At 55.3% G+C, this 14,983-nt stretch carries 11 protein-coding genes; 8 read left to right on the plus strand and 3 right to left on the minus strand.

Annotation, left to right across the window (positions count from 1 at the left end; genetic code table 11):
- Nucleotides 1-94: 94 nt before the first annotated feature.
- Complete coding sequence (gene pfkA / locus ACE419_RS08260) at nucleotides 95-1,057, plus strand: 6-phosphofructokinase (protein WP_295633320.1); 963 nt, start codon at nucleotides 95-97, stop codon at nucleotides 1,055-1,057.
- An 82-nt stretch (nucleotides 1,058-1,139) separates the two neighbouring features.
- Here the strand turns inward: pfkA and ACE419_RS08265 are convergent, their stop codons facing one another.
- Complete coding sequence (locus ACE419_RS08265; protein WP_435721677.1) at nucleotides 1,140-3,518, minus strand: homocysteine S-methyltransferase family protein; 2,379 nt, start codon at nucleotides 3,516-3,518, stop codon at nucleotides 1,140-1,142.
- Between the two features lie 113 nt (nucleotides 3,519-3,631).
- Complete coding sequence (locus ACE419_RS08270) at nucleotides 3,632-4,315, minus strand: methionine synthase (RefSeq protein ID WP_435721678.1); 684 nt, start codon at nucleotides 4,313-4,315, stop codon at nucleotides 3,632-3,634.
- A 244-nt stretch (nucleotides 4,316-4,559) separates the two neighbouring features.
- Here ACE419_RS08270 and ACE419_RS08275 point away from each other — a divergent pair, with 244 nt between their 5' ends.
- From ACE419_RS08275 to ACE419_RS08305, 7 genes are all read left to right on the plus strand, one after another.
- Entirely contained in the window at nucleotides 4,560-5,321 is a 762-nt protein-coding gene (locus ACE419_RS08275; protein ID WP_435721679.1) for a ParA family protein, read from the plus strand.
- Complete coding sequence (locus tag ACE419_RS08280) at nucleotides 5,311-6,252, plus strand: ParB/RepB/Spo0J family partition protein (RefSeq protein ID WP_435721680.1); 942 nt, start codon at nucleotides 5,311-5,313, stop codon at nucleotides 6,250-6,252. The genes ACE419_RS08275 and ACE419_RS08280 overlap by 11 nt, the downstream gene beginning before the upstream one ends.
- A gap of 62 nt (nucleotides 6,253-6,314) precedes the next feature.
- Entirely contained in the window at nucleotides 6,315-6,833 is a 519-nt protein-coding gene (locus ACE419_RS08285; RefSeq protein ID WP_432647444.1) for a DUF4446 family protein, read from the plus strand.
- A 177-nt stretch (nucleotides 6,834-7,010) separates the two neighbouring features.
- The gene (locus ACE419_RS08290; RefSeq protein ID WP_435721681.1) at nucleotides 7,011-8,183 is read left to right on the plus strand and encodes a peptidoglycan DD-metalloendopeptidase family protein; all 1,173 of its coding nucleotides are present in this window, start codon (nucleotides 7,011-7,013) and stop codon (nucleotides 8,181-8,183) included.
- Between the two features lie 252 nt (nucleotides 8,184-8,435).
- Nucleotides 8,436-9,542, plus strand: coding sequence for a class II glutamine amidotransferase (locus tag ACE419_RS08295; protein WP_432647442.1), 1,107 nt, complete (start codon nucleotides 8,436-8,438; stop codon nucleotides 9,540-9,542).
- Nucleotides 9,530-11,161: a glutamate synthase-related protein gene (locus ACE419_RS08300; RefSeq protein WP_435721682.1), complete on the plus strand. Its 1,632-nt coding sequence runs from the start codon at nucleotides 9,530-9,532 to the stop codon at nucleotides 11,159-11,161. Before ACE419_RS08295 ends, ACE419_RS08300 begins: the two co-directional genes overlap by 13 nt.
- Before the next feature lie 18 nt (nucleotides 11,162-11,179).
- Nucleotides 11,180-13,516, plus strand: a complete 2,337-nt coding sequence (locus ACE419_RS08305; protein ID WP_435721683.1) for an FAD-dependent oxidoreductase — start codon at nucleotides 11,180-11,182, stop codon at nucleotides 13,514-13,516.
- A gap of 82 nt (nucleotides 13,517-13,598) precedes the next feature.
- Here the strand turns inward: ACE419_RS08305 and ACE419_RS08310 are convergent, their stop codons facing one another.
- The gene (locus ACE419_RS08310) at nucleotides 13,599-14,957 is read right to left on the minus strand and encodes an MATE family efflux transporter (protein WP_435721684.1); all 1,359 of its coding nucleotides are present in this window, start codon (nucleotides 14,955-14,957) and stop codon (nucleotides 13,599-13,601) included.
- Nucleotides 14,958-14,983: the final 26 nt, after the last annotated feature.

Here is a 14,983-nt window from a genome sequence, read left to right on the forward strand (position 1 = left end):
TTTTTATGGTATTATAAAAAATGGTAAATGTCATGTTATGACGTTGATTCAATCAAAAACGCTAGCAATTCTCAATTCAAGGGGGACTTCCATTATGTTGAAAAGTATTGCAGTATTGACCAGCGGCGGCGACAGCCCAGGCATGAACGCAGCAGCTCGTGCTGTCGTTCGTACTGCACTGTACGAGGGTGTCAAGGTATGGGGCATCCGCGGCGGCTACCATGGTCTGCTGGAAGAGGATATGTTTGAGATGCAGTCCAAGGACGTCAGTGATATCATCCAGCGTGGTGGTACGTTCCTCGGCACGGCACGCTGCAAACGCTGGAAGACGCCGGAAGGCCGCATGATGGGATATAAGCATCTGACGGACCGCGGCATTGAGGGCCTCTGCATTATCGGCGGTGACGGCTCGCTGCGCGGTGCATCGCTGCTTTCGAAGGAAACGGGCATGCCGATTGTCGGTCTGCCGGGCACGATTGACAACGATGTCTGGGGTTCCGACTACACGATTGGCTGCGATACGGCTGCCAACACGATTATCGATGCCATCAACAAACTGCGTGATACGGCTTCGGCACACCGCCGTGTCATCGTCCTCGAGGTCATGGGCCGCAACTGCGGCTGGCTCGCACTCGTCTCGGGCATTTCGGGCGGTGCTGAGTACATCCTCGTACCGGAAGAGGAATACGACCTCGATGCTATCTGCGAGAATATGTCGGAAGCGTATAAGAAGGGCAAGCGCTATATCCTCGTCGTCGTGGCAGAAGGTGCCGGTTCCGGTCAGGAAATCGGCCAGTACATTGCCGAAAAGACGAAGCTCGATACGCGTGTATCGGTTCTCGGTCACATCCAGCGCGGCGGCTCGCCGTCGGTCATCGACCGCGTCCGCGCCAGCCAGCTCGGTGAGCAGGCTGCTCTTGCTCTAATTTCGGGCCTGTCCGATATCGTCTTTGGCTACAGCAAAGGCCGCGTCGTCTCGATTGACCTGCACGATGCTGTCAACAACAAGAAGATCCTTGATCCTGATTATCTGCATCTGGCAAAAGTCCTGTTCTGATTGCCTGAGCATTATACGGATATAATAAAGGAGCCCGTTTCCTATCATGATGATAGGGAACGGGCTCCTTTTGCATCTGGCTTTATTCAGCGCCTACGATGGCTTTGGCGAGCTTTACGGCTTTGACGCCGTCGGCGGCGTAGGCATCGGCGCCGCAGGTGTCGGCGTAGTCCTGGGTGACGGCGGCACCGCCAATCATGACTTTGGCGCGGGCTCCGGCTTTGTGGAGCTTGTCGATGACCTTGTCAATCTGCGGCATGGTCGTCGTCATGAGGGCGGCGAGGCCGACGATGTCGGCATTCTGCTTTAAGGCAGCATCGACAATCGTATCAGCTTCGACGTCTTTGCCGAGGTCGATGACTTTGAAGCCGGAATTGGCGAGCAGGGCACCGGTGATGTTCTTGCCGAGGTCATGGACATCGCCCTTGACGGTCGCGATGACGAAAGTGCCCTTGTCAGCTTCAGCGCTGGCAGGGATGAGCTCTTTGAGTTTATTGAAGGCTGCGCGCATGGTCTCGGCAGACAAAAGGACCTGCGGCAGGAACATGCGGCCGGAACCGAAGTCCTCGCCGATTTCTGTCATGGCGGCGGTCAGGCCTTTTTCCGTGATTTCGTTGCCTGTCTTGCCTTCCTTTAAAGCCTGTACGACGAGGTCGACGATGATGTCTTTTTCTCCTTCGATGACAGCTTGTTTGATGGCATCGAGGACGGGCAGTTCCGTTGTTTTCATGACGGCCGCTTTTTTCGGCACGGCCAGATTGGTCTCGTCCTGACTGAAGGCGAGGCCGCAGGGGTCGTGGCCGAGGAGAGCGGCACTGGCTTTGAGGGCCTTCTGCATGGATTCATCATACGGATTCATGATGGGCGCGTCGAGACCGGCCGCAAGGCACATCGCAAAGAAGGTGCTGTTGATGAGCGGACGGTTCGGCAGGCCAAAGGAGATATTGGAAAGCCCCATGGTCGAAGGATAGCCGAGGTGCTCGCGGTAGAGCTGCAGGGTCTTCAGGACCTCGCGGCAGGCATTCTTATCGGCGGAAACGGTCATGACGAGGGCATCGAGCAGGAAATCGCCGTCGTCGAGACCCTGTTCTTTGGCCTTTTCGATGATGTATGTTACGGCCTGCAGGCGTTCTTCTGCTGTTTTTGGGACGCCTGCATCGACAATCGGCAGACAGAGGATGGCCGCACCGTATTTCTTAGCAAGGGGCAGGAATTTTTCGATGCGGTCTTTTTCGGCTGTGACGGAGTTGATGAGGGCACGGCCAGGATAGGCTCGAAGACCAGCTTCGAGAGCTTCAGGGTCGCTCGTGTCGATAACGAGCGGGGCATCGGTAAGCTGGGCAATCTCGGTTACAGCTTGTTTCATGGCCTTCGTGGCGTCAATACCGGCGACACCCATGTTGACGTCAAGGAGTCTTGCTCCGGCCTTGACCTGATTGACGGCTTCTTTTTTGACGGACAGCAGGGAGCCTTCGCGGATTTCCGCGGCGAGTTTTTTGCGGCCCGTCGGATTGATGCGTTCGCCAATCAGCACGGTCGGCAGCTCTTTATCGACGCAGACGGATTTGCTGCGGCTCGCAAGCCACAGACGTTTTGGCTGTTTGGGGCGTTCCGGTTCTTTTGCGTCTTTGAGGGCTGCGGCCACGGCCTTGATATGGGCCGGTGTCGTGCCGCAGCAGCCGCCGATGTACGTGGCGCCGGCAGCGAGCAGCTTCGGGGCCCAGCTGCCGAAATCCTCTGGTCCCATGGGAAAATGCGTTACGCCGTCGACGAGCTGCGGCATGCCGGCGTTTGGCTGCACGCTTATCGGGCAGCTGCAGTTTTCGGCGAGAATCTTGACAATCGGTACGAGCTGCTCCGGTCCAAGCGAGCAGTTGACGCCGATGATGTCCGCGCCCATATGGGAGAGGATGATAGCGGCCGACTGCGGGTCCGTGCCCGTAACCGTGCGGCCATCGTCGCTGTAGGTCAGCTGGCAGATGACGGGAATTTTTGGTGCTGCTTCCTTGGCTGCGAGCAGGGCAGCGCGCATTTCCTGAATATCGATGCAGGTCTCGATGATGAAGAAGTCGACGCCGGCTTTGGCGAGGGCTGAGGCCTGTTCCTTGAAGCAGGCATAGGCATCCTCAAAGTCGAGATCGCCGAGCGGGCTGATGAAACGGCCTGTCGGTCCCATGGAGCCGGCGACTTTGGCACGCGTGCCGGCGGCCTTTTTGGCAATGCGGACAGCGGCGGTATTGAGTTCTTCGACGCGGTCCTCAAGGCCGTAGTGGTCGAGTTTGAGGCGGCTCGCGCCGAAGGTATTCGTCTCGATGATGGTTGCGCCGGCTTCGATATACGCTTCGTGTATATGCTGGACGACTTCAGGGTGGTCGATGTTCATGAGCTCGGGGCAGCCGCCCGGCTCAAGGCCGCCGGCCTGCAGCATGGTGCCCATGGCACCGTCAAAAATATGAATCATGGCAAAAACTCCTTCAGGCATTTCGTAATATCAAGCTCAAAGATATCAAATTATATATACATATTAATTTAGTATGAATTAGATGTCAATATGCTTTGTTTTTTCTCAGCAGGTCATTTCAGAGGCTTGCGTGAGGGGCAGTCGACTTTATCGCAGGCCGCACAGCCGTTGGGGGAGTGCTGAAGGCTTTCTGTGCCCTTGACTTCCTTATATAAGCCGATGATGGCCGTGACACTCTTGCGCGGCACGAGCATTTTTGATTCAGACAGCGAGATGCCGATGGTCTCACATTTTGTCGTGCGGATGAGCTCGGGCTGCTGTTCGAGCGGCCAGTCGCCATAGCCAGGACTGAAACGCCAGCGCATGCCGTAGCCCTGTGCGGCCATTTTCGGCTTGATGGCTTTTTCCATGCCGTCGGCCAGCTGTTCGACCGCGGTCGTCGCAGCCGCGTCTAAAAGGACGCTCGAGGCATATTCGCCATCGGCAAAGCGCTTGGTGACCATCTCTTCGATGCCATCGCCAACGGTGACGGCCAAGAGGATGACCTTATCGCAGCCGGCGAGGTGTTTGCCGATTTTCTTACCCTCGATATGGAAGGGCGGCTCTGCTTTGACAATCTGGTTTTCGCAGTCGTAATCGTAGAGCTGCCAGATGCCGCGGGGCTCGGCTAAGAGGCGGGCATCCTGGCAGGCCTCTTCAATCAGGCGCTCATCGAAGTTCTTGGCACGCATGAGACCGGCATAACGGCGCGTCTCTTTGGGGTCAATCTGCAGAAGCGGTGCATTGTAAACAGGCATATCGTTGACCTCCTTGTAAAAATTTAAAATGTTTCACGTGAAACAATGGCATTTTTCACGATTTCATATTATGATATAAGGAAACGAGCAGTCAGTGCGAGTCTGACGCTTACGTAAATGTTACAATGTAACAATTATACTGATTCTGGCAGGCTTTTACAAGGAATTCTGTGTGATTGTTTACATGATGGGCATACATAGTTATACTGAAGGTTGAATCAATCTAAAGAAAGTGGTGAAGTTCGTGGCAAAGATTATTGCGGTAGCCAATCAGAAGGGCGGGGTCGGCAAGACGACGACATCGGTGAATCTCACGGCCTGTCTGGCAGCGAAGGGGAAAAAGGTCCTGCTCGTTGACTGCGACCCGCAGGGCAATGCCTCGAGTGGTTATGGCATTGATAAATCTGCACTCGATACGACCATCTATCAGGTCATCATCAATGGCGCCGATGTGCATGACGCCATCGTCAAGACGGAGTTTGGCGTCGATGTACTGCCGGCCAATATCGAGCTGGCCGGTGCGGAAGTGGAACTGGTCGCGGCAATTTCGCGTGAGACGCGCCTGAAACGCGCTCTCGAACCGGTTGTTGAGACGTACGATTATATCCTCATCGACTGCCCGCCGTCGCTGGGGCTCTTGACGCTCAATTCGCTGGCCACCGCGGATTCGGTGCTCATGCCGATTCAGTGCGAATTCTATGCGCTGGAAGGTGTATCCCAGCTCATGAATACGATTGAGCTCGTGCGCACCAATCTCAATCCTCATCTTGAGGTAGAGGGCGTGCTCATGACGATGTATGATGGCCGCACGCGCCTGGCTGAGCAGGTCGTGGCTGAGGTCCGCGAGAATTTTGGCAGTCTCGTCTATCAGACGATGATTCCGCGCACGGTACGTCTCAGCGAGGCCCCGTCTTACGGCGAGCCTATCCTTTATTACGACAAGCGTTCCAAGGGCGCGGACACGTACATGAAACTGGCAGAAGAGGTGATGGCTCATGGCAAGTAAGGCTCATGGGGGTCTCGGCAAGGGGCTCGGGGCTCTTTTGAAGAACCGCGAGATTACGCCGGCCAAAGACCAGGTGCAGGAAATCCCTGCAGCGGAGATTCAGGCCAACCGCTACCAGCCGCGGCAGAATTTTGACGAAAGTGCCCTGCAGGATCTTGCCGAATCCATTAAGCAGTATGGCATCCTGCAGCCGCTCATCGTGCGCCGCCTGCCGGAGAAAGGCTATGAACTCATCGCCGGCGAGCGCCGTCTGCGCGCTGCCCGTCAGGCAGGACTTGAAAAAGTACCCGCACTTGTGAGAGAATATAACGATGCCGAAATCAGCGAGATTGCCCTCATCGAGAACATCCAGCGCGAGAATCTCAATATTATTGAAGAGGCAGAGGCTTATGCCTTCCTCATGAAGAATTTTGACTTGACGCAGGATATGCTCGCCAAGAAGGTCGGCCGCAGCCGTCCGCATATCGCCAATTCCCTGCGCCTTTTGGACCTTGCCGAAGGCATTCAGGATATGCTGGTGGCAGGTGATATGCACATGGGGCAGGCACGGCCGCTGCTGGCACTCAAAGATAAAGAGCTGCAGCTTGAAGCTGCTGATTATATCTTTGAACAGCATCTTTCCTCGCGTCAGGCAGAGGACCTCGTGCATAAGCTGCTCGAAAATCCGGCTTATCTGCAGCAATTGGCAGATAAAGATGCAAAGAAGGCCAAGCAGCAGGAGACTGGGCCGGCCGATGCTTTTTATCAGGAAGCGGAGAACCGTCTCCATGAATTCTTCGGCACGAAGGTCAACATCCGCTCCGGCAAAAAGAAAAGCCGCATCGAAATTGAGTTCTACTCAGAAGATGACCTTGAGCGGCTGCTCGAGCTGCTGGCAAAATCCCGTCAGGCAGAGGGAAATACCGCTGCGCCGGATCATTTTACCGTTTGAATCCCGTAATGTTTCACGTGAAACATTTTATTTGATTTATTCTAAGGAGCATTCAATAGACAATGGATATTCAGGAAATCACGAAACTTGCCCTAAACAATATTGTTGTGATCGTCGGCGTGCTCGGCGTCATTGCCGTCATTCTGCTGGCCCTTCTCATCAATCTTTATATGAAGGTCAGCTACATGAAGAAGCGCTATCGCAAGATGATGACGGGCGCGGACGGGGCGAACCTTGAGCGCATGCTCATCGGGCACCTCAATGAGATTCAGAACGTTTCCGATGAGAACGCCGCCATCAAGCAGGAAAATGAGCGCCTCGATGACCTCCTGAAGCTGGCCATCACGCGTGTCGGTGTTGTGCGCTTCCGCGCTTTTGATGATATGGGCAGTGACCTGAGTTATGCCGTTGCCCTGCTTGACTCCTACAACGATGGTGTCATACTCACGAGCATTTTTGGCCGCGAGGATTCGCGCAGCTATGTCAAGCCGGTCGAGAAGGGCCAGTCGACTTACACGCTGATGCCCGAAGAGCAGCAGGCTCTTGACGAGGCGATGCACAAGGGCTCGGCGCAGGCATAATCTTTATGAAATAGGCTTTGAATTGCGGTAAACCATATGCTATAATAGGCGTAGGTTTACCGCATTATTGTATTTAAAGGCAGTTTTCATCCAGGGAGTGTATGATTTCCGTGGATTATTTTTTTGCTTTGCAATTTGCTTGGACGTTTGCACGTTTAGAGTTTGGAGGTTTCATTTTTGGCTAAGAATGAAGAACAGAAGGCAGCGAAGGGATCTTCAGAGCCGGAACAGGCAGAAGTGACGGATAAGACGACAGTCATGCCGCCCGTGGTACTGCCAGAGGAGAAAAAGCCGGAGGAAGATGCTGCTGCAGAGAAAACGGCAGAGCAGTCTGAGGACAATCCGGACGACGAGGGCAAGAAAGATAAAAAGGATAAGAAAAAAAAGAAGCAGACCATCTACACGATTAAGCTGATTCCCGATGATGACGGGGACACGAAGAGCATCCGTCTGCCTGCGCGCGTGCTGAAGTTCGGCATTGCGTCCGTAGCAGCCGGTGCCCTGCTGTTCGTCGGTGCGTTCAGCTATTCGGTCTACAGCACATTTGCCAATCAGAGCGGCGCGTCAGAAATCCGCGAACTGCGTCAGGTCAACAACATCCAGCAGGAACAGCTGTTGCAGCTTTCCAAGAAGGCCAATGCCCTGCAGGATGAGATTGACCAGCTCACACAGCTCGAAAACGACCTGCGCCGCATGTCCGGGGCATCGCCCGCGCAGGACTCTCAGGATGATGGCAGCGGCGACGGTCAGGGTGCCGTAAGCGGCCAGCATGACGGTCAGGGCGGCCCGTATCCGCAGGCGCCGAGCCTTGATAACGTCAGTGAGACGCTCGACAATGTTGAAAAAAGTATCCAGAAGCGCCGTGAGTCGCTTTTAGCCCTGCAGCAGGAGCTCAAGGCTCAGCAGGAAGAAATGGGCCTGCCAAATGGTGCTGTTTCCCTGCCGGGCTCGCTCGTTGGCTCGAGCGTCTCTGTGACGACGCCGACTGGCTGGCCGGCACGCGGTGAAGTCAGCTCGCCGTACGGCCTGCGCTGGAACGGTTTTGATTTCCATCCGGGCATCGATATCGCCAACGACATGGGCACGCCAATCGTTGCCACGGCCGACGGCACGGTCGTCACGGCCGGCTGGAATTCCGGCGGTTACGGCAACATGGTCGATATTGACCATGGCAATGGCATCATGACGCGTTATGGCCACGCCATGCAGGTCGTTGTCAGCGTCGGCCAGCATGTCCGCCGCGGCCAGATTATTGCCTATATGGGCAGCACCGGTTTCTCGACTGGCCCGCACGTCCACTATGAAGTCCGTGTCAATGGCCAGACGGTCAACCCAATCAGTTATCTCTGATATTGATTTCCTATATATAAGGAAAAGAAAATCCATGCAAACGCATTGTTTCGTGTTTGCGTGGATTTTTTTATTGTTGCAGCCGCATTTTCGATGAAATATTTTAGAAAGTGGTGGTATTCATGTATACATGTTAAGTTATGGTTGACATGTCAAGTATACATTTTTATAATAGAAGTTACGTAACGCTGTATGCATTACATAGATACATTTGTGTATTAAATAGTATGTAGGATAGAAGGAGAGACCGCCATGTGTCGGATAGGTTCCATCAAGAGCAAAGTACCCATTCAGCCCTCCAAGGCACTGCATCTCATGCTTCCGCAGCAGGAAGGTCATGATAACTCAGGTTTCGCCATGGTCATGCAGGACCTGTACGGAATCTTTTCCAATTATAAGGATAAACCGCTGTTATCGCTTGCCTGCACGCAGCGTGGTGCTCAGCTTGTTGAAGAGTACATGGATACGCATAACTTCGTACAGCTGGCCGAGTGGATTCCGGTGCCGGACAAACGCCCGGGACTTGATATTCAGGCTATGCCATATTACATCTTCCGCAATTACGATTATCCGGAAGATGCGGAGCATATGACGAAAGAGCAGAAGGAAGACCTGCTGCTCGATACGCGCCTGGCACTGCGCAAGCTGCTCGAAAAAGAAAATGCCGGTTTTGTTTATTCGTTCTGGCCGGATGTGCTGACGCTCAAGGAAATCGGCGACCCGCGCGATATTGCCACGTATTTCCATCTCTGGGATGACAATGGCTGTCTCGTAGCAAAATCCATCGTTGCCCAGTGCCGTCAGAACACGAACTACGATATCGTCCGCTATGCGGCCCATCCGTTCTTCCTGCAGGGCTATACGCTCTGTGCAAACGGCGAGAATACCTTCTATACAAAGAACAAGGAATTCCAGAAATCCCTGCACCGCGGCTACATCGGCTTTGAGTCCGATTCGCAGTGCTTCCTCAATACCCTCCATTACGTTCATCACGAGCTCAAATGGCCGCTGACGTATTACAAGCACGTCATCACGCCGCTGCCGTTTGAAGAAATCGAGAAACGTCCGGATAAGGATGTGCTTATTGCCATCCGCCAGAGCCTGGCGAACCTCGAAATCAACGGCCCGAACACGATCATCGGCGTCCTGCCGGACAAGAAGATGATCACGTGCTGTGATTCCAAGAAGCTGCGTCCTGTTGTCGTAGGACGCACGGATGACATGGTCGCCATTTCGTCCGAGGTCTGCGGCCTCAATGAAATCATGCCGGACCGTGATGAGACAAAGGATATCTACCCGAATGAACGCGAAATCGTTGTCATCGACAACGACCTGGAGGTACAGAGATGGAAGCAGTAAAGACTCAAGATGTGGGCGTAAATGATCTCCCATGGATAATCGAATATCATCCCGACCGCTGCACGATGTGCGGCAGCTGCGTCGCTTCCTGCTCCTTTAAATCCATCAAAGTAGCAGTCCGCGGCCAGTCCCTGACAGTATCGGAAAAGCCGCTGCCGGAGCCGAAGAAAATTCATCAGGTCCGCCCGGTCATCAAGCAGGTGGCCAGTCTCACGGATTACTGCCGCGGCTGCGGGATCTGCGAGAAGGTTTGCCCGAATGATGCTATTCATCCGGTGCGCAACCCCGATACGCGCAAGACCCTGCTCTCGAAGGACCACGGCCCGATTAAACGCGGCGGCCGTACGAACCTCAACGCACAGCGCACGCTCGATTCCATCGTGGTCGGCCGTATCTCTCAGATGACGGACCCGTCGCTCGATGCTGCGCGCCATACGTTCGATATCCGTTCCCCGTTTGGCCGCGTGCTCTCGGCAAAAGAACTGCCCTTTGCCATTAAAGACGGCAAGCTCGTCGAGACGAAGCATACGCCGCCGGTTCATTGGATTTATCCGCTGATTTTCTCGGATATGTCCATTGGTGCTCTTTCAACCCGTGCCTGGGAAGCCGTAGCACTGGCTGTTGGCTACCTCAACGAGAAATGCGGCCTGCCGGTCCGCATGAGCTCCGGTGAAGGCGGCATGCCGGTAAAACTCCTCGAATCGGATTATCTCAAATACTTCATCATCCAGATCGCTTCCGGTCATTTCGGCTGGAACCGCATCATCAAGGCCATGCCGCATATGAAGACGGACCCTGCGGGCGTCCTCATCAAGATTGGTCAGGGTGCAAAACCGGGCGACGGCGGTCTGCTGCCGGAGGCAAAGGTCGCCGAGCACGTACAGGCTATCCGCGGTGTACCGAAGGCAACGCTGGCTTCGCCGCCAAACCATCAGGGCCTGTATTCCATCGAGGAATCGGTCCAGAAGATGCATCTTTCGATGAATGCAGCCTTTGGCTTCCGCGTACCGGTCGCCATCAAATGCGCGGCTTCGGCTACGTCGGTTTCGGTTTACAACAACCTGCTGCGTGATCCGTATAAGATTTGCGGCGGTTTCTTCATCGACGGCATTCAGGGCGGCACGGGTGCAGCCAACGAGGTCTCGCTTGACCACACGGGCCATCCGGTCGTTTCGAAAATCCGCGACTGCTATCTCGCAGCTGTCAAGCAGGGCCTGCAGGGCCAGATCCCGCTTTACGGCGGCGGCGGCATCGGCATGACAGGCAATGCTGCGGCAGATGCCTTCAAGATGATGTGCCTCGGTGCCAACGGCGTGTTCTGCGGCAAGATCCTGATTCAGCTGCTCGGCTGCATCGGCAACGAGCAGGGCCGCTGCAATTCCTGCAACACCGGCAAGTGCCCGATGGGCATCTGCTCGCAGGACCCGCGCCTTGTCAAACGCCTCGATATCGACCGCGGCGCACAGAAGATCGTCGATTATGTACTGACCTTCGATACGGAGCTCAAGAAGCTCATGGCGCCAATCGGCAACAGTTCGCTGCCAATCGGCCGCAGCGACGCACTCGTCTCGACCGACAAGGCCGTGGCAGACAAACTTGGCATCCAGTACGTTTGCTGATAGCAGGAGGAGAGCTTAATGTTTAAGATAGATACCATGAAAGGACATGAACGCATGTCCACCCAGGACCTGCTCCTGGCCATCGGCGAAGCCGTCAAGCAGGGCGAGACGGATTTTGAAATCAAGGCCTCCGGTCAGCATGATATCGGCGGTCCGCTCTGGCATCCGGAAGGCAAGAAACTGCATTTCCACGTTTGGAATGCCGGCCAGCGCACTGGCTCCATGTGCCTGCCGAATACGGAAATCGTCATTGAGGAATCGACTTCTGCAGATGTCGGCTGGCTCAACGCCGGCGGCATCATCACCGTCAAGGGTGATGCCGGCGATACTGCCGGTCACTGCTCCTCAGGCGGCAAAATCTTCATCGGCGGCCGCGGCGGCACGCGTACGGGCTCGCTGATGAAGCACGATCCTCTTTACGAAGAGCCGGAACTCTGGATTTTGAAGAATGTCGGTTCATTCTCGTTCGAGTTTATGGGCGGCGGCAAGGCTGTCGTCTGCGGCTATGACAGTGCGGAGTTCGACTCGGTCCTCGGCGAACGCGCCTGCGTCGGCATGGTCGGCGGCGTCGTTTATGTCCGCGGCGCGATTGGCACGCATCCGGCGGATATCGTCTGCGAAGACCTCAATGACGATGATATTGCCTTCCTCGCCGGCGGCATGGGCGATTTCCTCGCCCATATCGAGCGTCCGGAACTTGAGAAAGAGCTGACGAACTGGAACGAGTGGCATAAGCTGCGTCCGCTGACGCGCGCTGAGCGCAAGCCAAAACCAGCGCCGGACCTCAAGTCGTTCCGTCTGCACGAATGGGTCAAGGGCGGTATCTTCTCCGATGTCGCTCATGACGATTTCGCTGTTCATAATACGATTTCGCACGGTCTTTACCGTCTGCGCGTACCGAGCTGGGACAATGCACGGTACGCAGCGCCATGCGAATTCAACTGCCCGACGGGTATTCCGACGCAGCTGCGCTATAAATACATCCGCAATGGCGAACTCGACAAGGCCATCCAGCTCGAACTCGACTATACGCCGTTCCCAGGTTCCGTCTGCGGTTCGGTCTGCCCGAATCCCTGCATGGACGCCTGCACGCGCGGCACGATTGATGAGCCAATCCAGATTGGCGACCTCGGCTACAGCTCGGCCTTCACGAAGGTAGAGCCGCCGCAAGAGCACACGGGCAAGAAAATCGGCATCATCGGCGGCGGCGTAGCCGGTCTGTCGACGGCCTGGCAGCTCGCGCGCAAGGGCCATGAGGTTACGGTCTATGACGATGCCGACCATATCGGCGGCAAACTCGAGCAGGTCATCCCGCGCGGCCGTCTGTCGCACGAACTCCTTGAATCTGAGCTCAAGCGCATCGAGAGCATCGGTGTCAAATTCGTCGAAGGCTGCAAGGTCGACCGTGAGAAATTCGACAAAATCCGCGAAGCCAGCGATGCTGTTGTCGTCGCTACGGGCGGTACGAAGTCGCGTTTCTTCCCTTGGGAAGGCGTTGAGTATTTGACGATGGGGCTCGAGTACCTCAAGGCCATCAACCGCGGCGAACATCCGAAGACGGGCAAAAAAGTTGTCGTCATCGGCGCCGGCAACTCCGGCATGGACACGTGCCGCGGTGCTTACGAGATGGGGGCAGAATCTGTCATCGCCGTTGATGTGCAGAAGCCAGCTGCTTTTGCCAAGGAAATTGCTTATTTTGAAGGCCTTGGCGGCAAGATTGTCTGGCCGTTCTTCACGAGCAAGATCACGCCGGAAGGTGTTTACGGCAACGATGGCCGCTTCATTGAAGCAGACCAGGTCATCGTTTCCATCGGTGAGCAGCCAGTGCTCGACTTCCTGCCGGAGGATGAAGGCATCGAGTATTTCCGCAAGAGCTGGCTCGTGCCGCATAAAGATCTGTCCATCATGGACGGCGTTTTCACGGCCGGTGATACGATTAAGCCGGGCCGCCTGACGGATGCCATCGGCAGCGGCCGCAAGGCAGCCTGGTATGTCGACCAGTACGTCATGGGCAAAGAATACAAGGCCTTCCCTGAGAAGAAACAGGTTCCGGCTGAGCGTCTTTCCAAGGCTTATTTCGAGAAATGTCATCACTGCGAACTTGGCGACCCTGTCAGCGACTATAAGCGCTGCGTGAGCTGCGGTACCTGCCGCGACTGCAAGATGTGTCTCGAATCGTGCCCAGAAAAGGCCATCGACCGCGTTGTGCATGAAGATGGCACCATCGAGTACACGAGCAATCCGGACCGCTGCATCGGCTGCGGCATCTGCGCCGGCGTCTGCCCGTGCGGTGTCTGGACCATCAAGGACAATCCGGAGAAGATCCCGATGTATTCTACGGGTGAAAAAGCATAAATGTTTCACGTGAAACATTGAGTTTGTAAAAAAACTCCGCATCATTTTGGTGCGGAGTTTTTTGCTGTGCTTTTGCTTAGGATTAGATAGGACGGAGCTCGTGCGTCTGGCCGAAGTCGTGCAGGCGGGACAGCAGCAGGAACGTGCCGAATGCCAATGCCGTGACATCGGCGGCCGGTACGGCCAGCCATACACCGGTAAGGCCAAGGACCTGAGGGAGAAGCAGCAGATAGACGACGATTCCCAGCAGATTGCGGGCAAAGGACATCAGGGCAGAAGTACGCCCATCCGAAATGGCCGTGAAAAATCCGGAAATGAAGAGATTGAAGCCGCAGAGCAGGAAGGAGAAGGAGAACAGGCGGAAGCCCGTGAGCGTGATATCATAGACATGGCCGCCTTCGGGCAGGAATAACATGATGAGCGGCTGAGCTAAAAGATGGGCAAAACTGAAGGAGAGCAGGGCGAAGCCTGCGATGATGACGAGGCTGAGTTTGACAAGGCGCAGGAGTTCGGAAAAAGCGCGTGCTCCGAAATGGAAGGAAAAAATCGGAGCTGTGCCAGTCACAAAGCCCATATAGACAGCGGTCAGCAGCATCTCTGCGTAGAGGATGACGGAAATAGCGGCTACGCCGTCAGCCCCGGCATAATGGAAGGTCATGATATTGAAAAGGAATGTCGTAATGCCGACAGAAAGCTGGGTGACGAGTTCAGAACTGCCGTTGTACATAGTCTGCCCCAGTGCACGCCATTCCACAGCAGGTTTAGTGAAGCGCAGGAGACGGCTGCAGCGGGAAAAATAGACGAGACCGATGCCGGCGGCCAGCAGGTCAGCAAGGCCTGTAGCGAGTCCTGCTCCGGCTATGCCAAAACCGAGATGGGCCAGAAAGAGGTAATCAAGACCCGCATTGGTGAGTCCTGCCAGTATCGATACGATAAATCCCTGTGTAGGACGGCCATCGGCGATAAAGAAGGAATTGAAGAGAATCATCAAAGCGGCGAAGGGATAGAAGGGCAGCAGGGCATAGAGGTAGGCACGGCAGTCGGCAAGCAGAGCCTCAGAAGCGCCGAGCAAAACGAGCAGTCCGTCGCCTGCCAGAAAGGCCAGCAGGGCGAAAAAACCTGCCATGACCGAGGTCACGACGGCGAGCAGAGAAAAGCGGCGGCGTGCAGCCGAAAGATTCCCTTCGCCGAGATTCTTGGCCACGAGGGCCGAGCCGCCCGAGGCCATCATGATGGCAAGACCGAGCACGAGATTGATGACAGGATAAACAATATTCGAAGCCGCCAGTGCATCACTGCCGGCAAAGCGCCCGATGAAAATGCCGTCCGTTACCGTGTAGAGGGAGATGACAATCATCATGCCAATGGACGGCAGGGCAAAGCGCAGCAGGCTCAAAAGTTTGAAATGCCTGCCGAGCGGCGATTTCAAAGCGGTATTCATGTTATCAAGATCCTTTCAGAAAAATG

The sequence above is a fragment of the Mitsuokella apri genome (genome assembly GCF_047974105.1).
Lineage (GTDB): Bacteria > Bacillota > Negativicutes > Selenomonadales > Selenomonadaceae > Mitsuokella.